The following is a 22,293-nucleotide window of genomic DNA, read 5'->3' as shown; positions in this document are numbered from 1 at the left end:
ACATCGGCCAGCTCACCTTTGTCTTAAGCTCAAAGCATTTTTGCGCTCTAAAAAAGGTAACGCTGAGGATGAAAGAGCGCTTTTACATAGCCCTTGCCCCCATTTGTCATGTCACGGAATGCGTTTGGTCCTTCTCTTAGTGGCAATCGATGGGTAATCATCGGTTCCACCCGGATCGCGCCTGTCTTCATAAAATGGACGGTCGCCTCCCATTCCCGGCCTGGAAACGGGGAGGAGAGCGCATTCCACGAGCCATAGAGACGCAATTCATTGCGGACAATTTTCTCAAAATAAAAGCGTTCGACATTCACGTCACCGTAGGGGATTCCGAGAAAAACGACTTCTCCGCCTTTTTTCGGCAAGGCGAGCACTTGCGCCGAAGTGACCGGAGAGCCTGCCGCCTCGACTGCAAGGTCGACGCCTCGGCCGGCCGTCTTCTGATACATTTGTTCGTGGACCGGTGAGTGAGCGGCATGAATGATCACGTCAGCGCCGAGCCGCCTCGCAAGATCGAGCTTTGCTTCGTCGATGTCGATCGCAAAAACCCGCTTCGCGCCAAAAATTTTCGCCCATTGAACCGCCAGCAGGCCGATGCTGCCGCAGCCGATAATCGCGACATCCGCTCCAGCCTGGATTGTCGTTTGATAGAAGCCATGAGCAACGACCGCGGACGGTTCAATGAGAGCGGCGGTATCATAGTCAATCTCTTCCGGCAAGGAAATGACGTTCCGTTCCGGTAGCGTCACATAGGTTGCAAACGCGCCGGGATGCCGTGCCCCGAGCACTGTTAAAGCTTCACATTGCGATAGCTTCCCCTGCTGGCAGCTTGGGCAGCTTCCACAATGAAAGGCGGGACAACCCGCCACCCGGTCTCCTACTTGGACGCTTTGTACATTCGCCCCTACTTCTTTCACAATACCGGAGAATTCATGACCGAATGTCATCCCTTTGACGTATGGGCCTAGTTTTTTATACCGTGATAGATCAGAACCGCATATGCCGGCAGCCATCACTTCAATTATGACGTCATCTTCGGAATTGAGAACAGGCTCTGGCATGTTCATATAACGGATATCCTGCACGCCATATAAATTTAACGCTTCCATGCTACGTCCTCTCCTGACCTTCACTCGTTTTCTTCATTTTCGGCTTTGCGAGAACGCTATAGAGAGCAAAGCCAACGATCAGCGAGTTGAAAATCATTTGATAGTCAACGTAAAAGCTGACCAGCCCTCTTAATGGACCCAGCATAAAATCAAGCATCATCTCGACCATGTTTCATCACTCCGATCTTTTTTGCGCCTTATTGTTCCTCCGGGACTAAAAGCACTTTAATCGCTTCTCCACTTTTGATTGCCTGATAGGCGCTTTCCCACTGTGTAATCGGAAACTCGTGCGTCACAAGCGCTTTCGCATTAACCTGACCTTCATTCAGCAACGCAAGCGACGGTTCCCAGTCGGCCGGCTTCTGACTCCGGCTGCCGACAACGCGGATTTCTTTTTGAATGATTTTTTCCAAATCAAAGGAAACCTCTGCAGTCGCAAATAAACCTACCTGACCGTACTGCCCCTTTTTCCGTAAAAGATCAAGCCCCTGCTTAGCCGCCACCGCTGCCCCTGAGCATTCATAAACGACATCAGCGCCATATCCGTCCGTCAAAGAGCGGACGAGCTCTTTCACATCCTCTTCCTGCGTGTTGACGACATAGTCGATTCCGAGCTCCTTCGCCTTTTTGAGCCGGAGTTCATCATTGGTCAACCCCGTAATGATGACCCGTGCTCCTCTGCTTTTTGCGACCTGGGCCGTAAAGAGCCCGATTGGTCCTGGCCCAATGACAACGACAAGATCACCGTTTTCAATCTTCGTTTTTGCCACAGCATGATACGTGCAGGCGAGCGGCTCCGTCATCGCCGCGGATTGATAATCAACACCTTCCGGCAGATGATGCAGGCTCTCTTTTCTGGCGATCAAGTATTTGGCAAAACCGCCATCGACCTGTGTACCCAATCCTTTGCGATGCGGACAAAGATTATAATCGCCTGACTGGCAATAGCGGCATTCCCCGCAAACCTCGAATGTTGTCTCCGACGTGACGCGGTCACCCACCTTGAAATCCTTAACCCCCGCGCCGACCTCGACGATTTCTCCGGAAAACTCATGACCGAGCGTCACCGGGGTGCGTACTTTATAATGACCTTCGTACGTATGAATGTCCGAGCCGCAAATGCCGGCGTACTTCACTTCAATTTTCACCTGGTTCTCACCCGGCACTGGTTCAGGTTTTTCTTGAATATGAAGATGACCAAAGCCGTCTTCTGTTTTGACCAATGCTTTCATTCTGTCGCCTCCTAACCTGTTGCTCTTTTATCAGCTGAATAAAGCAAATAGCTTCACGATAATATAATTGATAATGTTGCCGCCCTGGTCGATGCTTGAAATCTGTCCTGCCCCTTCAGGTATGTTGAAATTGCTGTCGATCGCCATTTGCGTAAAAAGCGGCGCCACATCTGTCGCAATGTAAAGGGAGATCGCAATCATAATCGTACCGACGATAACCGAATGGACAATATTCCCGCGTGCCGCTCCGACAATAAAGGCGACAATAAACGGGATCGTCGCTAAATCACCGAATGGAAGCAGGGCATTCCCCGGCAGCACGACCGCCATAAATACCGTTATGGGTACTAAAATTAAGGCAGTTGAGATCACGGATGGATGTCCTAACGCGACAGCAGCATCCAGCCCGATATAAATTTCCCGATCGCCAAAGCGCTTATTTAACCACTCACGCGCCGATTCGGACACAGGCATTAGCCCTTCCATTAAAATTTTGACCATCCGCGGCATTAAGACCATTACCGCCGCCATCGCAATTCCGATCTCGATCACATCACCGATGCTGTATCCTGCCAGGAAGCCAATTGTCGCCCCAAGGACAAGACCGATAAACATCGATTCTCCTAAAATACCAAAGCGCTTTTCAATCGTTTCCGGATCGACATTCCACTTTTTCACTCCCGGAATCCGTTGCAGGCCTTTGACTAAAAAAATTCCCGGCGCGTACGAAATTGTACTTCCTGTTGCGATTGAAACCCCCGGCAAGTCGTAAAACTCGCCGATCATCGGCGCCGTCCAGTCGGCAATTTTCAGACAAACAATTTGGAAAAGAACGGCCGCAATCAACGCAAGCACAACCTGGTTCGTAATCGTGTAGACCATCGCCGCTGTAAAAGTATAATGCCAGAAGTTCCAAATATCGACATTCATCGTCTTCGTTGTTTTCGTCGCGAGCATAATCACATTGACCAGTAAACCAAGAGGAATAATAAATGCGGCAACAATCGAGGCCCAGGCAATCGACGATGAGGCAGGCCAGCCGATATCGATGACATTTAATTCGACTCCGAGACGGTCAACCATCCCTTGCGCCGCCGGACCTAAATTATGAACGAGTAAATCAACGACCAGAAAGATCCCAACGAAAGCGATTCCAATTGTCAGCCCCGAGCGGAATGCTTTACCCGGCTTTTGGCCAAAAATCATGCCGAGGATAAAAATCGCGACCGGCAAAATAACAGTTGCTCCTAAATCTAAGAACCCTTGAATGAAATTCACGAAGCCCTCCATCTGTCTTCCCCCTTTTTTCCGAGCAGAGCCCGGTTTCCCTGTGCAAGGGAAACCGAGTCATTTATTGAACTGAGTTTCCTACGCTTTCAGCGCTTCGAGAATCTGTTTCTTTGTCTCGTCTGTGCCAATCCCTGTCAAAAACGATCTGGCGTTAATAACCGGAAATGGATATTCTGCTTTCGTCATCGCTGTCGTGACGAGAAGATCCGCTGTATCTTTATGACTTGCCACCTCGGCAATTTTAATTTGGACTAAATCGATTGTTAAATTATGCTCTTTCGCCATCTCTTCAATCGCGTTGTTGACAACCGTTGATGTAGCGATCCCGGCTCCGCAGGCCACTAATACTTTTTTCTTTTTCATTGTTATTCACCTCCTTCATCTGATAAACAAGTTAATTGATCTGTTAAGTATGTTTTCAGCGTTGTCGGATTCATTTCCTTGACTATCTTCTGCAGCTTTTCTTCACTTTGAAGAATGCGCATTAATTGCTGCAACAGCTTAAGTTGGGAATGCGCTTCATCCATCGCCAGCATGAAGACGACCTTCACCGGCACCGTCTCCGTCGGAGCTCCCCCCATCACTCCGAATTCAACCGGATGACGCAAGACGGCCACGCTAATCGACTTCCGCCTGACATGCTCGACATCCGTATGTGGAATCGCCACGGCTACCCCGCCAGTTGGAAGCCCTGTTGAATACTCTCCTTCTCTCTTAATGACAGCATCAACATAGCTCTCTTTAACCAAGCCGTGATCGACCATATTTCTTCCCATTACTTCTAAAATATCTTCCTTCGTTTTCCCGACGAGATCTATTAAAATCGTCGATTCATTCAGCACCCATTCGCTCATGACTCATGCTCCTATCCTGATAAACTCTCTTTCTCTCAATCACTTGAATACATCTCGATCATGTCATATATTTCAGCAACGGTGTTTGCCTCGATCAGCCGCTTCCGGTCTTTTTCTGAAGCGGCCAGCTTGAATAGCTGCCTCAACGCCCGGATATGCTGCTGCTTGTCGACAGCGGCTATGACGATCATCAGCTGGACATCCTCCTCGGCTGTAAAGGCGACCGGCTTCTGTAAGCGTAGTAAGCTCATTCCAACTTCTCTGGCTCCTTCTTCGGGTGCCGCATGAGGAATCGCAAGTCCTGGTGCAATGATAATATAAGGATCGCGCACCGGATTGCGGACGAGCGCTTCGACATATCGCTCTTCCACAACTCCGCCTCGAACGAGTGGTTCTGCCGCCAGTCGCAGCGCGTCCTCCCATGATGGAGCCGAATGCCTGAGCGAAATATGCCCCGGTCGGATTAATTCACGTAAGCTGACTTTTTCATCACCGCGGTCAATCGCTGCCACCTGCTGCTGGTTTTGGAACAAATAATAGCCAAGCTCTTTTTTTAATCCTTTTTCATCCTCGATCTTCGTATAATTCCTGACGATGTCGATGACATAATCCAAGTTAATTTCATTCGGACTATAACCATGAAGATCTTGCATCACCTGTTGCTTCAGACGCTGTCTCTCTTCCCTGCCGAGAAACGTCTTCGTCAGATAGAGCGGCTTTTCCGTTTCTAGCTTCGTTTGCGAAAAGACGATATCGTAAGAAAGATGATACTCATAAAACTCCCGCATCGATAGCGAGTCGAGAAAAATAAATTCAGGGAACAACCCGCTCAATTCCTGAAACATCAGCCTCGATACAGACACCCCTTGAGGACAGACGACAATCGCCTTAACTTTCTTTTCAATGCTTTCCCCCTGCCTTGTCATCCAGGAGCCGATCAGCATCGTAATATACATCACTTCCACATCGGGCATTTTAGCGCCGATGACTTTTTCAAGCGGTCCAATACTTCTCCGCACTAAATGAAGCAGCTCTTGATATTCCTGGCTGAAGGACTCTTTTACTTCATCGATTTCCGCCAATTGATATTTGATGCGATAATACGCCGGCTTAATATGCTGCAACAGCTTTTTGAACAGCAGCTCTCGTTCTTGAAAGTACACGCATGCACTTTGCTCAAACTGTCTCAGCATATCGGCAATCGCGGCCTGCAACTGAGGAATCACCGGATCGCCCTTCACCTCAGACCAATGAATATTGGAGGTCAGCAAATGCAAGGTAATAAACAGCCGCTCCTGAATCGGCGCCTCTGAACCGGAACGAAAAATCTCTTTTGTCGCCTCGTACTCCCTCGTCTCGGCCAGCTCCTGATAGCAGTCCGGAAAAGGCTCTAACAGGCATCCATTTTCAATTCGCCTTAACACAAGGAGAAAGACATAGGGCATCACTTGAAGCTTTTCGTCAGTAAATTTAATAGCCAGTTCGCTTTCCACTTTTTCGATTTGCTTGTTCAGCTGATCAATTTCAGCTTGTTCAATAGAGGCGGTCGCCATGAACAGCTTTTTCCCGGAATGAATGCCGAAAATGAAATTCGTCACCCTGACCAGCAGCCTGCGAATATGAAGCTCGTTCCCTTCCAACAGATAGCCGGATTTACGAGAGTAACGTACACTCAGCCCATATTCACCGGCATAGTGATGCACCTGCTTCAGATCACTCAGGATCGTGTTCTTGCTATAACCAAGCTCTGAATGAAAATGAAGAAGGGAAAGCTCCTCTTTACTGCTAATGAGCATGAGCAGAATCAGGTAAACCCGCTGTTCCTCTGTTAAAAACTGAACAGTCTCCTGCTCCCCCGGAACATGCTCCCGATTTATCTTCGCAAAAACAGAGTGATCAACAACAAAATGGCCTTGTCTCGTCCTTTCGATTTCAGGAAGCTCTTCTTCCTTGAGCCAGGCATTTATTTGCTTAATCGTGTACCCCAGCTGACGTCTGGATAACTGATATTTCTTCACTAATAAAGCGCTTGTTACATTTGGATTACGTGCTAACTCATTAAGGATCTTTTGACTTCGCTCATTGAGTGCCAATCAAATCCCTCCTTGCAAAATTGATTATATCACCGAGAGGCACACAGAAGTATGCGCTTTCATCCCAAATTATGGGGCAACGATTGTACAACTTCGCGATTTACTATATCATTCAACGCCGGTAAATGGGAAAGAAACCAACTGCAACATGCTGTTGGTTTCCGTGATGATCTACTTTTAGTAAACCAAACCCGTATCCAGAATAGTCACTTTAATTTGTGGTTTAACATCGATCTTTGAAAAACCTTCTGGCCAATTTAATTTTTTCCACTCATCAAAAGGCAGTTGCTGCCTAATATACTGCCCGAAACCAACATTATCTGCTGGGATCTCTTGCATCTGTTTAATTACGCCTGTTACTAGTTCCTCCAAATGTGCAGCAATACTGCGCTCTAATGAAAAGATCTCTTCTTTGCTTGATAAGTCCCTTGAACCCTGGTATTCCAATAAATACCCACTGAATTCAATATTCATGGTAACCTGTACGTTATCAATGCTTTCTACATTCACGCCAATCTGCCGATGTGGTGATAAAAAACTAAAAAGTGTTTTTTCATCATCAAGCTTAATACTTAAATCCCCTCTCTTAAAGTCACCTGTCACTAAAAAAAGAATACGTGATGTAGTAGGATCTAAACTTTTCACAAAACGATCTTCTTGAAAGAGCGCCACCCCGTGAGAGATCATTCCTGCCTCCCCAATTAATAAGTAAGCGGCCATCGGATCAATCCCATCATCGTAATAATCACTAAAGAAACGATTCAAGCTCATATCAGGAATCGTATTTAATTTGGCTTCTTTTTTTAATAAAAAAGCGATCGATTCGTCTAATTCAGAGAAATAAGGGTACTTGTTTGTCATTAAATCGTTCGCCCGACCTTTTACAACCGAGATTCTAAGTCTTGTTCCGATGATCGGGTCTCTTTTTAACGTGTCAATAATTTGTTTTACTCCTTCTTTCGCTAATTCCTCACCAATTAAAATACTTCTAATCTGACCCGCTACTAAATTTTTATCTGTTTGTCTCGAAAGAAAAATCCACGCTTCTTTACTTGTTTCAGCAATAGTTGAAATCGTTTGCCGGGCTAATCCATTTGACTCAGCTACCGGAAATGAAACTGTGACAAGTAACTTCCCCTCATGTTCACCAGCTGTAATTCTATCGTAACCGATTGTATGAACAAACCCTAATTCTTCTACAATTTTATGATCCGCACATCCCGTGCACAGCAGTACAACAATGATCAATAACAAAATACTATGCTTCATTATATGCACGCCTCCTTTTCAACAAAAGGTAAAAGAAAAGCAGCGCGATTAAGGTTAGAGTTATGATGCTTTGTACAACAATCATGTTTTGAATCCACAGATCAAGTTCATACCTTGTATTCCATGAATATGTGACAATAAAGCTAATGGCGAACAAAAAAAACGCAGCGAGTGGAGGATGAGAGACCGGACGAATTCTCAGCAACATTTGGACAGCTACCCACATATACATCCCACTTGTTACCAATACTTTCATCATAAATAGAATAAAAATCAAACCATCAATTCGTTCAATAAATGGGAGCTGGAAATACCTCAACATCGATATAAGCGGATAAACTTGAGTGGTCAGATGATGAAAACTTGTGAAACCATAAGCAATAAACGTCACAACTAGATAAACCATCGTCGTTAACACGTGAGCGAAATAGACATACCTCATGGCTTTAGGTGTCTGCTCAATAAAATGAAAAAGAAAAAGGACCAGTTCAAACCCTAAAAAGGCAGAGAAGGTTTCAATACTCCCCCCGAATAAATCTCCTCGATATTCAAAAAAATAAGGTGTAAGATGTACCCATTCAAAGTCAGGAATAAAATAAAGCACCAACAAATCGAGCCAGACAGTTAAAAAAAACAAAAAAACTATACTTCTTACAATAGCTTGAATACTGCTGGTCACAAAAAAATAGAGAAGAACCACAAACACCACCAACAAAAGATTAACGTTAGTCGAAGGATAAAATATCATTTTGACAATCGATACATATTTTTTAGCAATGGTAAACGCACTAATTGCCCAAAATATGCTTAAAAATAAATACAGAAGTTTATGTATGATGCCTGGAAATATCCCCTCCAGTACTTCATATATCGATTTACCATCTTGCCAACGATAAATAAAATCCATAAGCACAATCAACCCTAATACAAATAGAGAGATAAGAGAAATAAGGATCCAGCCGTTTGTTCCAAAATTCAGCGCTATAATACGAGGTAGAGTAAATAAAATCACTCCCACTTGCGTCATGTAAACTAGAAAAAAAAGATGAATAGGATGAATTTTCTCTGTCATCAAATCAAAACTCCCCGCTTCGATATATGCTCCTTTACTTACTTGTCTTGTTTATTAATTAATGGAACACGAATGAACGTATCTCTCCATTTTGAAAAGGATATCGGCGCCAGTGGTACAAGGTACGACCTTTCTAAACTCGTTAATCTAGCCAAGTAAATAACAATAAAGGTAAACCCTGCAACGAAGCCAAAATTACCAAGTGTTCCTGCCAGAATAATTAGCAAAAAACGTGATACTCTTATGGAAGCACTCATAATAATATGTGGAATGACAAATGAAGCGATGGCTGAAACAGCTACTACAACTATAAGAATATTGCTGGTAAAGCCCGCCTCGACTGAAGCTGTTCCAATAACAATACCGCCCACAATTCCTATCGTTTGTCCAATTTTGTCGGGCAATCGAGCTCCCGCCTCCCTGAGCAACTCAACAATAAATTCCATAATTAACGCTTCAAATACCGGTGGAAAGGGTACTTTAGATCTCGATTCAATTAAACTTTCCAACAAAGCAACAGGTATCATTTCATAATGAAACATTGTTAGAGAAACATAAAAAGCAGTAAAAAAAAGGATAATGAAGAGAGCAATAAGCCTTAAGATTCTAGAAAGTGAGCCAAGTATCCACCGTTGATTATAGTCATCCGGAGATTGGAAGTACTCCCAAAAAGATGTTGGTGCAGAAAAGGCATAAGGGCTTCCGTCACATAGGCCGACCACTTTACCTTCCAGTAATTTAGAAACAACAACATCCGGTCTTTCTGTTGTTATATACTGCGGAAATAAAGAAAAAGGATACTCCTCTATATACTCCAGCATCATGTTAAGATCATGTATTCCTTCAACTTTTACTTTTTGGAGCCTTGTTTTTATGGACTCCACATAAGAATAAGAAGTCTTCCCTTCAAGATATAAAACATTTAATTGTGTGTTTGTTAAATCGCCAATTTTAAAACTCAGGACTTTTAATTTATTTGTTTGAAGCCTCCTGCGAATTAAAGATAAATTAACTTGAACAGACTCTACAAAAGCTTCTCTCGGCCCAACAATAACCGTTTCAATTTCAGCCGCTGTAATAGATCTTATTTCTGGAGCGAATAAATCAATTAAGTATGTGGCGGTTTCTTGATAAAAAATGGCGGCTTTCCCAGCCAAAATTCCTTCAATTAGCTTTTCTTCACTCTCACACTTTTCATATGGAGAGCTCTCCAACACTGCTCTGACTTCATTTTCACTTATATGAGAAAAAGGATGAATGATATTCTGCTCCAGTTCTTCGTTCCCAACTAAATGTCCAAAATATAAAGTAACAATTTCAAGTTCAGGAAACGAACGAATAACGAGATCATCACAACCACTAAACGCGTTTTTCAAATGATTTAACTTATTTTTGCTTCTGAACATTACGACGTTACCTCACATGTTTATGATCATGATGCTTATATTTCCCTATAACGTACTGATTTATTAACCTTTATTAAAACTATTTTCCCATCATAAAAAGCCTTCAGATGGCAATAGAAAAAAGACGAGAGGTCAATACCCTCGTCTTTCCGATAATTTCACAATCATGAATTTAAAATCAATGTCATGAATTTCGTTTATTCCACACAACTCTACCCTAGAGGTTGTTCCTTACGCATCACACTTTTCTTTCTTATCGTCTGGCTTTAGTTTCTTATAGAGCAAATTTATTTAAACCTGCTAGAGAGGTTGAAATATCCTTAAAGCACAAAGCGAATATTGCAAAAAGGGATATGTAACTTATAACAAAAGCTATAGCTGGAAAGAAAAATTCCATTCCTCCCAGCTGCACATTTTTTAACTTTCTAATCCAAGGTGTTACTCACAAGCATTATCCTTCCGTTGAAATATCCTTTTTAAGCCGGTCAATTTCGTTTAACGTATCGACTAAATGATTATGGAAGATTTGTCTTGCTACAGCGAGCAGATCCTTAATCATCGGATCGCGCAGTGAATAAATGACACGATTGCCTTCCTTTCTTCCATAAACAATATTATTTGAACGCAAGACCATCAGCTGCTGCGAGCAGGCCGAGCCCTCACTTCCAATTAGCGCTTGCAGTTCATTTACATTTTTATCTCCTTCACATAACTGCTCTAAAATCTGAATCCTTAGTGGATGTCCAAGAGCTTTAAAGAATTCAGCTTTAAATAGTTGCAGGTCCTTTTGCAATATAGCTCCTCCTTTTGGTGACGTTAAGATGTTTGCTGACTGGCACTTAGCTGCGCACACTCTTTAAACGCAAAATGCTTGCAGCCGAGGCATTTCTGTTGTTGAATATGGCGTAACGCATACGTAATCGCGTCGCCCGTATGGAGAAAGAAATGAGATTCCCCAATCTGTTGCGCTAAACCGGAGCGCTCCAATACGTCCTTTGGCTGGGCCTGAACGTTTGTTAATAAAACAAGTCTACCCTGCTTGCTAAATGTTGAAACGATGCTTTCAATCTGGTTCATTCCGGTAGCATCGAGCAGGGGAACCTTCCCCATTCTCAGAATCAGGATCGTCGGGGTCATTTTCAAAGTAGGGATAATTTTCTTCTCAAATAGTTGCGCCGACCCGAAAAACAACGGTCCTTGAATGGTAAAGATGCTCACTTGCGGACAGTCATGATGCTTCGTTACGACATCTGACTTCACTTTTCTTTCAAGTGTACCATGATCGGGTAAAACTTTGGAGACATCAAGCATTTGACTGACTCTTTTGACAAATAACAGCATCGCTAATAGCAGACCGACACTGACAGCAAGAGTTAAATCGGTAAAGACCGTCAGCAAAAACGTCACAAGCAGGACGATTGAATCACTCCCCGTTGTTTTTAACACATGGGCAAATTCCTTACGTTCACTCATATTCCAGGCGACAATCATTAAGACGGGCGCCAGACTTGCCAATGGAATGAGGGAGGCGTATTGCGCAAACAGCAGCAGGACAAGCAAGACAAAAACACTGTGAATCATACCTGACATTTTTGTTACAGCCCCGCTTTTAATATTCGTGGCCGTTCTGGCAATCGCCCCCGTCGCCGGAATGCCGCCAAACAATGGCGTAACCATATTGGCGATACCTTGCGCGCGCAGCTCTTTATTGCTGTCATGCCGCTCTCCTGTCATTCCGTCGGCCACCACGCATGATAATAATGATTCAATGCTGCCGAGTGAGGCGATTACAAGAGCCGGGCCTAATAGACTGATCAACATAGACAGGGAAACATCCGGCAGTTGCAGAGGAGGAAATCCATTTGGAATCGTTCCATATACCGTACCGACGGTGGCCACCTTATCATCAAACAGAAAAACCGCAACGAGTGTCGAGACGACAATTCCCACTAAAATACTTGGAATCTTGCGCACGACTTTCCCGGCAAACAGACTCGTAAACAGACAGATTAAGCCGATCAGCACACTATAAACGTTCAGCGTATCGAGATGAAGATATATTTCTTTCATATTTAAAAGAAACGACTCATGTTTTTCAACATCATTCAACCCAAGAAAATTGCTCACTTGTCCAGTAAAAATAATGACCGCAATTCCAGCCGTGAAACCGATCGTCACCGGCCGGGGAATGTATGTAATCAAATTACCAAGCTTACATACGCCTAACAGCAGCATCATTACTCCTGCCATAAAGCCGGCAATCAATAATTGCTCATAGCCGTACTGCAAAACAATGGCAAGTAAAATCGGAATAAACGCTCCTGTCGGGCCGGCAATTTGAAAGGTTGACCCGCCAAGCAGTGACACGATAATTCCAGCAATGATTGTCGCATACAGCCCGTATTCCGGACTAACTCCCGAAGCAATCGCAAACGCCATCCCTAAAGGAATGGAGATGACCCCGACAATGATCCCCGCCATCGCATCTTTTTGAAATGTTTCTAAAGAATAACCATGCTTCACGATAATCCTCCTCGACCTATATATTTGAATATTTGAATATTCGTATTATAACATGGTTATTCCTTCTATAGTGAACGATTTTCAACCTGAGGTGCCGGATTCTGTAGCACAAGATTCATTGGAGTAGGAACGAGATTCCGTTATTAGGTCTGTTTTATGCTTTTTCCTCAAAGAAGCGGAACCAGATTCCGTTATTCACCAAAAAAAGCGGTTAAATCACTAGTTTAAGCACCGTTAACGGAATAGCGTTCCTCCTATTTTTTATCAAGGCTGATTATAGGTTAATAGCGGAATGACGTTCCTGAAATCAATCTACTTCTAGCAGCTAAAGCCGTATTTTGCTACAATAAGATCGTTCCCCTTCATTTTCTCCCACCCGCCAACCGGCATACAAAACCCTTGTCTAGTAAAGTCAACAAAAGAGGTGATTTTGTATTGAAAAGATCACAATTGTTCGATGAAAAGTTTAGTCAATGGATGGCTGACAACCTCGCCAATGCTGGAAATTCTCGCAGACGTGAAATACTGGCGAAAGGACTTGGGCATGGTACGATGGAATTTTTACGTCATATTTGGTTTCCAGTTGTAGGACATTTTCAACATTTATACCCGGAATGGGAAGTTCGTGATTTCAACAATGGGTTTCGTTACCTTGACCTTGCCTATATGCCAGGTGGGGCCAAAGGTGGAATTGAGATTCAAGGGTACGGGCCTCACGCCAGAGACCTCGATGTCAGACGTTTTAAAGATTAATGCTGGCTACACTCATTATTGGCTCTGAATGGCTGGACATTTTTACCTATTGCCTATCTGTCAATCAGGGACGAGCCTAAGCAATGCCAACAGCTGGTGCTTTCCTTCATTGGTAAATTCATGTCAACGGACGCGCCCTCCCAATTATCCTGGCTTGAAGCCGAAGTTGTCCGTTTTGCCCGCCGTTTGCTTCGACCCTTTACCCCGCAAGAGTGTGCACAGCATCTCAGAATCAGCGATTGTTACGCCAGAGACATCCTCCATAAATTGGTCGACCTTAATCTTCTTCAAATCGCAAGTGGAAAACAACGAATTCGTTCTTACAAAATCAGCATGTAAAACTAAATTAGCATTTCGCTAACATTTCCCGCTCCTCCACACACAGCAAACCCGCGACTCCAGAAAAGAATCGCGGGGTTCCTTTTGACTATTTATTCAATAACTCGCGCCACCATAACCGAGAATTCAGCTCTCGTAATATCGCGCTGTGGCCTGAATGTACCATCCAAATATCCAGAAGTTATGTTATTGCTCGTTAAGGCCGCTATATACGGATAGGACCATGAATCTTCACTCACATCACTGAAAGAGTCGGAACTGTCTCCACTTAGTTCATAAGCTCTAACTAGAATAACGGCCATCTCCTGGCGGCTCAGTCTGCCATCCGGCTTAAATGTACCGTCCGGATATCCGGTCAAAATTCCGGCACTCTCCACCGCGCCGATATCCCCGGCTGCCCAGTGCCCTGCCGCCACATCGGCAAAGGTGCTTTCTCCAGCCTCCAGTCCTAATTCTCTTGCGATAATTCTTGCTGCTTCTGCCCGGCTGATGCTGGCATTCGGTCTAAACGTACCGTCCGGATACCCTGAAATCAACCCCAGCTCTACAAGAGAGTCAATATAATCAGCTGCCCAATGGCCTCCTACATCGGTAAAGCGAGGCTGCTCCCCTGGCTCATCAATCGGTCTCTGCTCAAGCGGTGGCGCGAATTCGGTCAGCAGCTGGGCTTGCGTCTGCTGCTCCAGTGCATACCCCATGCCAAGCACATCCCCATCATCCCAGGCGCGCCCGACCAGCTGCATTGAAATCGAATAGCCGTGCGGATTAACGCCCACTGGTACGACGACTGTCGGCAGCCCGACATTTGAAGTGAGGACACCAGTTGCCCGGTCCGCAGTTAATTGACTGGCCGCGCTGTCGTTATTGTACACATCACTGATAAAGCCCGGGTAAACGACGACGTCAACATCGTATTCATCCATCCATTCAGCGATCACTTCTTTGTAGCGCGCTCTGTATTCCATCCATTGCTCAACTTCTTCTTCCGTCATTCGCGCCCGTTCTTCGTAATCACGTTGGTTGTATAACAGCACATCAGGAGAAGAACGTACTTGTTCGCCATTTTCATATGGAAAATCTTCATGCAGTTCAATATATCGCGCCCAGCCTTCGCCATTCATATTGAGACTCGGCCGATCTCCCGCACTTGGCGGCTCGCTCATCTCAATCATCGTCGCCCCGCCTGCTTCAAGGTCAGCAAAGTGCTCGATCGTCGCTTCTCCTGTTCCATCATCAGCATAGGATGACTCGAAAGAGGAAGGAATATAGCCGATCCGCTTTCCTTCTAAGGCGTTGCGATCAAGATATTCGGTCCAATCATCCGGCTTATAGCTGTCCGCATCTGCTGTCAACATATCAAGCTCATCCGTTCCAGCTGTAACATTGAGAAGATAAGCCAAATCCGTTACCGTTCTCGCAATAGGACCGACGTAATCCTGGCCCCATGTAAGCGGCATAACGCCACGCACACTTGCCATTCCATCCGTGCCGCGGAACGTCGTCAAGCTCGATCCGACCGTCGGCGCGTACAAGGACACACCCGTCTGAGAGCCTAACGCCGCCGGAGCCATGCTCGTTGCGACAGAAACCGCAGACCCACCGCTTGATCCAAAGGACGTTTTCGATGGATAAAGGGCGTTCCACGTTTGCATCCAGCCACTTTCACTAAAGCTGCCTGAGTTTGCAAATTCGGATGTATTTGTTTTCCCGATGATCACAGCTCCCGCCTCTCGCAACTGTTCCACTTGATAGGCATCCGCTTCCGGCTCCCATCCGTCAAGCGCCCGGGAACCGCCGGTCGTCGGCATATCCTTTGTATCAATAATGTCCTTGATCGCAATCGGGATACCGAGCAACGCTCCTTCTTCTCCATTGCTGCGGGCTTGATCTGCCGCTCTTGCCTGTTCAAGTGCATCTTCTGCCACATGGATAAAGGCATGGAATCCTAATGGCCCTCCGTCATAGGCGGCAATTCGATCCAGATAAGCACGGGTAATTTCCTCCGATGTTGTCACACCCGCAGCCAAATCCCGTTGCAGCTCAGCGATTGTTTTGTTCGTCACATCATACTCAGCAGTCGTGTACATGTCTGCTTCTGCCGGAGCCTGCGGCACATCCAATCTCGTCAGCTCTGGACAGGCGGCTTCATCAAACTGTGGCAACTGCGCTAAATCCCAGTTGCCAATCGTACACAGCTCTTCCGTCGTCAAATTCGTAAAGTCCGGTTGCTCAGCCAGCTGCTCCATTGATGCCACTGTTTGCCCGGCCCCTTCTTCTCCGGCCTCCCCTGTCACAACAAATCTGGCAAGCGACTTCGTTTCTCCGGGTTCAATTTCCAATTGATGAAGAAATCCGAAAAAATTAGCCTCATGACCGGTTGTTGCCAGCGGTGTTTCAAATGGATTTCGCTGCTGGTTCCCCGTGCCTTGCAAGGCACCGGCAAACGGTTCAGGGCTTCCTAGCACGACCCCGACTGGATGATTTTCTTCATCAGGAGTTGCGACAAGCAGCCACGCATCGTCCCCATCGACTTCCAGATCACCGCTTGACGTCGCTTGAATGGCACCATGGTTGTCTCCTGTCCCATACCCGACAGAGCCGCCAAACGATACATCGACCGTCACGGACTCATCTGCTATATTCGTAAATGTATCAAAAAATCGTGCCGTATTCGCTTCCTCGTCAAAATAGATTTCACGTGTAATCAAGACATCTCCGAGATTCACAGATTGATTCGTTTCAAACGTATTATCTCCATCGAATTCCAGCCCAAAGCCGCGCATCATTTCTCCATTTAGCCGCGGTTCAGGTGAGGTCGACACTTGAACAAAAATATTCCCAAACCCTTGCATCGGCGTTCCACTTGCCCGCCGAATACTGCCTGTATCAAGATTAGGCGGAGCGGCATCGTGAAACTCCCATTCTACTCCATTATCTGATGGCAGGCTCATCAGGGCTAGCGCACTGTTCATCGGCGCTAATCCGATGATAGCCACCATCATGACAATAAGGGCGAGAAAGCGTGGCTTTCTCCTATGTACGCACCTTGCCTCGTCGGCTTCAGAGGCCGAATTTCGGGGTGATCGGATTCGTTTTTTCACGTCATTACTAGTTGGCATCATTCTCCATCTCCCTTTTCTAACTTGTTGAAAATAACTGAATCTTAGCACGATAAAAAGAATCATGTCTATCGCTCTGTCATATAAGCTAACAACTTTTTTCTAGTTTAATAGAGATGGAGACAGGTTTTTTTCACACGAAAAAGGCGGTGTAAGAACATCCGCCTTGTATAGGTTTGAAACGTTTCATTCAGGAGAGCTTCGCTAACTTTCGAATAACATTCAAAAACAGATCGTTCATGCTTTTCACCTGGTACGCCGTCTGATTAAAGCTGCCTGTAAGATAAACATCCAGTGCCGGCAAATAAAGCATGAACGAACCTCTGGCGCAGAGGATGCCCCCATACCGTGTACGTTTGCATCAACGGAAGAAATTGCTGCTTCATCAGCCCATATCCAGCTTTGCTTTTGACCTCAACTCTGATAAACACAGAAGATCGTCTAATGTACATACGGTCGGACATGTCCCTCCTCTTTTTACAGCGCTTCGACAATGTCGATTTTTCCTCCGTACGGCAATTCAGGCCAATTTGCCGTTAACGAGGTGGCTTCTTCCAGCGAATCTGCTTCGATAATGGAAATGCCAAATACGTCTCCATCATAATCAGAAACCATATCGTTCGTAACCGTTTTTCTGCCATTTCCCGCAAAACGTATCACTTCATAACCGTTCTCCTTTAGCTCATCCAGCCATTGCCATAAATCACGAATATTTTGCTCAGCCTTCTCCTCCGGAACCTGCCCTCCACGATAAATGAATAAATAGTTCAATCGTTTCAACCTCCTTTTATTTCAGTTGCTTTTTGAAACTAACTTGAATTATAATGAGTAAAAAGCTATCAGTCAAGGGGGACCTCATATGGAAAAAACGAAACGAAGCAGACGGTCGGACTGTCCGATCTCTTATTCTCTTGATCTGCTTGGCGACTCATGGTCGCTCTTAATTATTAGAGATATTGTGTTCGCAGATAAGAAAACGTTCGGGGAGTTTCTTGCCTCAGATGAAGGAATCGCCCGCAACATTCTAACCAACCGCCTGACAACTCTCACTCAAAAAGGAATTTTAACGAAGCAGCCGCACCCATCAGACAAAAGAAAAGACCTCTACCAATTAACAGAGGCCGGGCTGGATTTAATACCGATTTTACTTGATTTGTCATTATGGGGGGCTAAACATGAGCCAGCAACCTCAGAATCCCAGGCTTGGCTCGCTAACGTCCAAGCAGACAAAGACACCCTCGTCGGACTCATCCGCGAAACCTTGAAAGAGGGCGGATCCGTTTTCACTGGACCGGATAGTGTCATGAACAAACTGGAACGGCTAGGGAAAATGAAATGACAAAATCTCTCACCTTCGCAATTGAAAAGAAATGCGTAGCTCGATAATTTTTTATAATAAAATAAAACGGGAGGATGAGAGATATGGCGAATATTGAACAGCTGCAAATGATTCATGCTCCGGCTGCGCAGGTGTATCAAGCGCTAACCTCAGCGGAGGGGCTTGCTGAAGTTTGGACGAGAGAACTTCTCGTTCAGGAATATATCGGAGCAGTTAACGTATTTCAATTTGGCAAGAAAGACATAACGAAGATGGAGGTCGTCGAGCTAGTCCCCAATCAGAAAGTCGTCTGGCTCTGTGTCGATTCAGACCCTGAATGGATCGGAACAACGGTCACTTTTGAATTAGAAGAAAAACAGAATCAAACTGTTGTAACGCTCTGTCACGCCAACTGGCAGGAGGTCACTAACTTTTACCGGTTCTGCAATTATAATTGGGCGATCTTCCTGTACAGTTTAACGCGTTACTGCGAAGAAGGAGAAGGAATGCCTTATCAAGCACGAACATTCTAAATAAAAAAGAAGCAGCCTTTTCTTCCAAGAAAAAAAGTTGCTTCCTTTTCCATTTATCAATTAGAAATCTTCCATTTTAAACGACAAGCCCTCTTCCTGCAAAGCGGCTCTCAGCTTTGGAAGTGAGGAAGGGCCGATGCCGTGCAATTGCAAAATCTCTTTTTCCCGATAGCTCGCCAGCCCCGTTAACGTCGTAATGCCGGCATGCTCAAGCGCCCGCCGAGCCGGAGCCGACAGCACCGCAAGAAATCCGGACGTGGGTTTGCGTTCCTGCTCACATGTCGGGCATGTCGGACAGTCGCTGCTTTTATAATAGCGATGTCCCTGATCACATATACGCAATGTTTTAACTGAAGCCATCACAATCGCCTCCTTTTCCCCATCATAGCACAGCTAGGCTGAAAATCGCTGCTGCTTCCATATGGTCAGCGCTACTGCTCCCATCCACAGATAAACCGTTGCATAGAGAACACGCTGCAACAAGCCTCCTGGCAGGCTCATCCATTCAGGCTGATAAAAAAGCAAGATGAGCGCTCCGGTCGTTCCCACCCAGCAAATGAATGTCCACCATGCCAACAGCGGCTTGGACTTGCGAATCGCCAGACCGAGTAGCAGCAGTGCCGGAATTTGCACGACCATACCAGGAATCGAACCGAGCGTATGCAGCCAAAAATCCACATCAGCCGGAACCAGCCCCGCCGCAATGTTGCTCAGCCCGTGCACGACGAGCAGCCAGAGCGCGATATCGACCTTTTTTCCAGCCGGCCACCAGGTGCGAAGGCCGAGTGCACCAGCAATCGTTGCTATACCGGAAAGCGCGAACGACCAATTGATGAGCAAATGGTACGGCGAACAAATGTCGTTCGTCGTCAACAGATATGCATCCTCACCACAAACTGTCACTCCGAGGTCGCTCATCGGCTGATGGAAAAAATCATATGGCGCGGCCACATTCAAAATCACGACATACTCAACAAGAAAATAAGCGCTAATCAACAGCCAACCGATCCAACCAAGCATGGCGACCATCCTATGGCGGCGGTAAGTGAATATAGCGGTCAGCGCCGCTATACTGACGACTGCCATTACGAGATAAGCTGTAGGCATCCTTACCGGCTCCTCTCATTGGAATCTTTGCCTTGATCCCGTTCATAAACCACATAAGCCGCTTCGATAAAATCGAGAAAGGACGGCTCCAGTGGATAAAACTGAACCTGATTCGACTGTTCTGGCGATTTGCGAACTTCCCACAGTCTCTCTAAAAATAACGGTTCGTCACCAAACGTATCCTCCAACTTCTCAGCCATCCGCCGGATGATGCGCTGCACAGACACCGCTTCCGGCCCGTCGCCCTGTACTTTTTTTAACTGTCCAAGCAGACCGATCCATTCGAGCGAATCGGGATCGTCACGATTGACGTTTGGCAACCGCTCCCAAAGCGTGTCCTCATGTTCATTAAAATACGTTTCTCGAAAGTGCTTCTTCTGCGCTTTCTCCCGCCTGCTCAATGTAATCAATTGCTCAAGCATCTCCATACTCACTTCGCCTTCCATCACATGAGTGTGCATCAAGCCTCGTAACGAAGCTTCCATTTTATCCAGCTTGCGGCGCTCCTCCTGAACATAGCTCATTTGCTTGTTCAAGCCGGCCGACCAATTCCACTTCGGCTCGGTTAGCATATCTTGAATTTCCTGCAGCCGAAATCCAACCGCCTTCAGAAACTCGACCTGCTGCAGCTTCTTCACATCATCTTCACTGTATAAACGGTGCCCTCCCTCTGTCCGACTACTCGGCTTCACAAGTCCGATTTGATCGTAATAACGCAGCGTGCGCACTGTCATACCGGTTTGCTTCGTTAAGACCTGGATCGAAATCATTTCCTGCTCCTTTCAGTCCTATCTACAAGATCACTGCCTAAAGAACCTCGAGGTCATTATACAAGATGACGCGACGTCAGTTTCAAGCGGTATCGAAAAAAGGGGGTATCAAATTTTGACACACCCCGAAGAAGCCGCGCAGCCCCAGCACGAATTATCACTTTTTATCGATATTATTCTTTTTCTTCTTGTTTAAAACATGAAGAAAATAAAAACCCGCCAGAAAAAAAAAGGTAGGTGCAATAAAGAGTTCAAATCCTGCTGGTGGTCCTGCCACTCTTCTTCCTTCAATCATAAAATCCATACCAGAATACCTCAACTGAAATTGGACGATCTGAATAATAAAGACTAGCAGCATTCCAATTGAGAATGCGAAAAAAGCCATTACCTCTTCACGTTTCAAAACACCACATCCTCTCTCCCTTAAGCCAGAAGCATAGAACATTTATTTTTCTTTGGAAAAACGAATGGTTTCTTCATACTCTCCTTCCTTTGTCATCCATGAGACCGTAATGGCGGCATTCTGAATTTCCTCTTGAATAATCTCAATATCTCTATTATGATTGCCCCCACTGGTTCCCAATGAAAAAACCTTTTGATTTTCTTCCGAAGCTTCCAAGCTCCCAGTTGTCCTTCTGCCGAAAGACGGAGGAAAATTTATCTCATACGAGAGAGCTTCCACCGCTCCCTCTCCTTTAAAAGTGATCATGCCCGTGTATTCCAAATAATCTTCAGCTATCGAATAATCAATTGTCGCATCCCAAGACTCGCTCTCGCCCCTAACGATAAAAGCGTCTGTGTATGAACAGGCTATCAAACTAATAAACAAGCAACTTATGATGACCACTATTTTGACCTTCATTTTATCCCCATCCTCATCCTCAACCTTTTTTCTCATTATATCACTTTTCCAGTACTTCCCTTTGACATATTTGGTATTTATTCCTTCGTCTAATTTGAATGTCCCAAAGTCAGCAAAAAACCGTTCTATCCATCACATTCAAATTTTAATATATTCCTTTACAAGAATATTCCCAATATGGCATAATGTTTTCAACAACATGATTGCTTTTGACATGCATAGATGAAAATACGGAGGTAAATTTCTGAAGCAACTACAGCGTTCATCAATTAAAAATTAAAAGTTGGGGAGAGGGTTCAACATGAACGAACAAACTTTCAGTGCCCTGGCTGAGCCCAATCGCCTAGATATCGTCGACCTTTTGCTGCAAGGACCGCTGCCGGTAGGAGAGATTGCGAATCAGTTACAACTCAATCAGCCCCAAACTTCCAAACATCTCCGCGTACTTTGCAACGCTGGTCTTGTCGAGGTTCAACCAGTGGCCAATCGTCGAATTTACAGTCTGAAGCCTGAACCGTTTCAAGAACTCGACAAGTGGCTCGATTCTTACCGCCGATTATGGGAAGCCAGGTTGGATCGGTTGGACGATTATCTTAATGTGCTACAGGGCAAAAAACCGTTAAATTAATAGGAATGAAACAATCACA

23 protein-coding genes and 1 pseudogene are annotated in these 22,293 nt (G+C 45.4%); 4 read left to right on the top strand and 20 right to left on the bottom strand.

Features of this window, described 5'->3' with window-relative positions:
• Nucleotides 1-47: 47 nt before the first annotated feature.
• From M3202_RS08590 to M3202_RS08535, 12 genes are all read right to left on the bottom strand, one after another.
• Nucleotides 48-1,106, bottom strand: a complete 1,059-nt coding sequence (locus tag M3202_RS08590) for a galactitol-1-phosphate 5-dehydrogenase (RefSeq protein ID WP_251222928.1) — start codon at nucleotides 1,104-1,106, stop codon at nucleotides 48-50.
• Nucleotide 1,107: 1 nt separating this feature from the next.
• Nucleotides 1,108-1,275, bottom strand: a complete 168-nt coding sequence (locus M3202_RS08585) for a hypothetical protein (protein WP_251222927.1) — start codon at nucleotides 1,273-1,275, stop codon at nucleotides 1,108-1,110.
• A 28-nt stretch (nucleotides 1,276-1,303) separates the two neighbouring features.
• Nucleotides 1,304-2,338, bottom strand: a complete 1,035-nt coding sequence (locus M3202_RS08580) for a zinc-binding dehydrogenase (RefSeq protein WP_251222926.1) — start codon at nucleotides 2,336-2,338, stop codon at nucleotides 1,304-1,306.
• Nucleotides 2,339-2,368: 30 nt separating this feature from the next.
• Nucleotides 2,369-3,628, bottom strand: a complete 1,260-nt coding sequence (locus M3202_RS08575; RefSeq protein WP_251222925.1) for a galactitol-specific PTS transporter subunit IIC — start codon at nucleotides 3,626-3,628, stop codon at nucleotides 2,369-2,371.
• Nucleotides 3,629-3,706: 78 nt separating this feature from the next.
• Nucleotides 3,707-3,991: a PTS sugar transporter subunit IIB gene (locus M3202_RS08570; protein WP_251222924.1), complete on the bottom strand. Its 285-nt coding sequence runs from the start codon at nucleotides 3,989-3,991 to the stop codon at nucleotides 3,707-3,709.
• A 2-nt stretch (nucleotides 3,992-3,993) separates the two neighbouring features.
• The gene (locus M3202_RS08565; RefSeq protein ID WP_251222923.1) at nucleotides 3,994-4,482 is read right to left on the bottom strand and encodes a PTS sugar transporter subunit IIA; all 489 of its coding nucleotides are present in this window, start codon (nucleotides 4,480-4,482) and stop codon (nucleotides 3,994-3,996) included.
• 35 nt (nucleotides 4,483-4,517) lie between these two features.
• Complete coding sequence (locus M3202_RS08560) at nucleotides 4,518-6,575, bottom strand: BglG family transcription antiterminator (RefSeq protein WP_251222922.1); 2,058 nt, start codon at nucleotides 6,573-6,575, stop codon at nucleotides 4,518-4,520.
• Nucleotides 6,576-6,752: 177 nt separating this feature from the next.
• Nucleotides 6,753-7,844, bottom strand: coding sequence for a Ger(x)C family spore germination protein (locus tag M3202_RS08555; RefSeq protein WP_251222921.1), 1,092 nt, complete (start codon nucleotides 7,842-7,844; stop codon nucleotides 6,753-6,755).
• Nucleotides 7,834-8,916, bottom strand: coding sequence for a GerAB/ArcD/ProY family transporter (locus M3202_RS08550; protein WP_251222920.1), 1,083 nt, complete (start codon nucleotides 8,914-8,916; stop codon nucleotides 7,834-7,836). Before M3202_RS08550 ends, M3202_RS08555 begins: the two co-directional genes overlap by 11 nt.
• Before the next feature lie 38 nt (nucleotides 8,917-8,954).
• Complete coding sequence (locus tag M3202_RS08545; RefSeq protein WP_251222919.1) at nucleotides 8,955-10,322, bottom strand: spore germination protein; 1,368 nt, start codon at nucleotides 10,320-10,322, stop codon at nucleotides 8,955-8,957.
• A gap of 451 nt (nucleotides 10,323-10,773) precedes the next feature.
• The gene (locus M3202_RS08540; RefSeq protein WP_251222918.1) at nucleotides 10,774-11,115 is read right to left on the bottom strand and encodes an ArsR/SmtB family transcription factor; all 342 of its coding nucleotides are present in this window, start codon (nucleotides 11,113-11,115) and stop codon (nucleotides 10,774-10,776) included.
• 23 nt (nucleotides 11,116-11,138) lie between these two features.
• A complete protein-coding gene (locus M3202_RS08535; RefSeq protein ID WP_349775609.1) occupies nucleotides 11,139-12,845 on the bottom strand; it encodes a SulP family inorganic anion transporter in 1,707 nt (568 codons plus the stop codon).
• Between the two features lie 477 nt (nucleotides 12,846-13,322).
• Between M3202_RS08535 and M3202_RS08530 the strand changes: the two are divergent.
• Nucleotides 13,323-13,937, top strand: a pseudogene (locus tag M3202_RS08530) (transcriptional regulator).
• A gap of 92 nt (nucleotides 13,938-14,029) precedes the next feature.
• On the opposite strand, the gene M3202_RS08525 reads toward M3202_RS08530, so the two are convergent.
• The 3 genes from M3202_RS08525 to M3202_RS08515 all read right to left on the bottom strand — a co-directional run bounded on the left by M3202_RS08525 (nucleotide 14,030) and on the right by M3202_RS08515 (nucleotide 17,827).
• Nucleotides 14,030-17,059: an amidase family protein gene (locus M3202_RS08525; RefSeq protein WP_251222917.1), complete on the bottom strand. Its 3,030-nt coding sequence runs from the start codon at nucleotides 17,057-17,059 to the stop codon at nucleotides 14,030-14,032.
• 263 nt (nucleotides 17,060-17,322) lie between these two features.
• A complete protein-coding gene (locus M3202_RS08520) occupies nucleotides 17,323-17,520 on the bottom strand; it encodes a hypothetical protein (protein WP_251222916.1) in 198 nt (65 codons plus the stop codon).
• A 13-nt stretch (nucleotides 17,521-17,533) separates the two neighbouring features.
• The gene (locus tag M3202_RS08515; protein WP_251222915.1) at nucleotides 17,534-17,827 is read right to left on the bottom strand and encodes a YciI family protein; all 294 of its coding nucleotides are present in this window, start codon (nucleotides 17,825-17,827) and stop codon (nucleotides 17,534-17,536) included.
• An 88-nt stretch (nucleotides 17,828-17,915) separates the two neighbouring features.
• Between M3202_RS08515 and M3202_RS08510 the strand changes: the two genes are divergently transcribed.
• Nucleotides 17,916-18,395, top strand: coding sequence for a winged helix-turn-helix transcriptional regulator (locus M3202_RS08510; protein WP_251222914.1), 480 nt, complete (start codon nucleotides 17,916-17,918; stop codon nucleotides 18,393-18,395).
• A gap of 83 nt (nucleotides 18,396-18,478) precedes the next feature.
• Entirely contained in the window at nucleotides 18,479-18,907 is a 429-nt protein-coding gene (locus tag M3202_RS08505; RefSeq protein WP_251222913.1) for an SRPBCC family protein, read from the top strand.
• A gap of 60 nt (nucleotides 18,908-18,967) precedes the next feature.
• Here the strand turns inward: M3202_RS08505 and M3202_RS08500 are convergent, their stop codons facing one another.
• From M3202_RS08500 to M3202_RS08480, 5 genes are all read right to left on the bottom strand, one after another.
• Nucleotides 18,968-19,267 (bottom strand): RNA polymerase alpha subunit C-terminal domain-containing protein, encoded by a 300-nt coding sequence (locus tag M3202_RS08500; protein WP_251222912.1) that lies wholly within the window; start codon nucleotides 19,265-19,267, stop codon nucleotides 18,968-18,970.
• Between the two features lie 33 nt (nucleotides 19,268-19,300).
• Nucleotides 19,301-20,014, bottom strand: a complete 714-nt coding sequence (locus M3202_RS08495) for a DUF998 domain-containing protein (protein ID WP_251222911.1) — start codon at nucleotides 20,012-20,014, stop codon at nucleotides 19,301-19,303.
• A gap of 2 nt (nucleotides 20,015-20,016) precedes the next feature.
• A complete protein-coding gene (locus M3202_RS08490; RefSeq protein WP_251222910.1) occupies nucleotides 20,017-20,784 on the bottom strand; it encodes a MerR family transcriptional regulator in 768 nt (255 codons plus the stop codon).
• 157 nt (nucleotides 20,785-20,941) lie between these two features.
• Nucleotides 20,942-21,187, bottom strand: coding sequence for a hypothetical protein (locus tag M3202_RS08485; protein WP_251222909.1), 246 nt, complete (start codon nucleotides 21,185-21,187; stop codon nucleotides 20,942-20,944).
• Between the two features lie 42 nt (nucleotides 21,188-21,229).
• A complete protein-coding gene (locus tag M3202_RS08480) occupies nucleotides 21,230-21,682 on the bottom strand; it encodes a hypothetical protein (RefSeq protein ID WP_251222908.1) in 453 nt (150 codons plus the stop codon).
• 265 nt (nucleotides 21,683-21,947) lie between these two features.
• Here M3202_RS08480 and M3202_RS08475 point away from each other — a divergent pair, with 265 nt between their 5' ends.
• Entirely contained in the window at nucleotides 21,948-22,274 is a 327-nt protein-coding gene (locus M3202_RS08475) for an ArsR/SmtB family transcription factor (protein WP_251222907.1), read from the top strand.
• The last annotated feature ends 19 nt before the right edge of the window (nucleotides 22,275-22,293 follow it).

Source organism: Halalkalibacter oceani (genome assembly GCF_023715605.1).
In the GTDB taxonomy this organism is placed as follows: Bacteria; Bacillota; Bacilli; order Bacillales; family Bacillaceae_D; genus Halalkalibacter; species Halalkalibacter oceani.
This window is presented reverse-complemented; position numbering and strand designations above follow the sequence as displayed.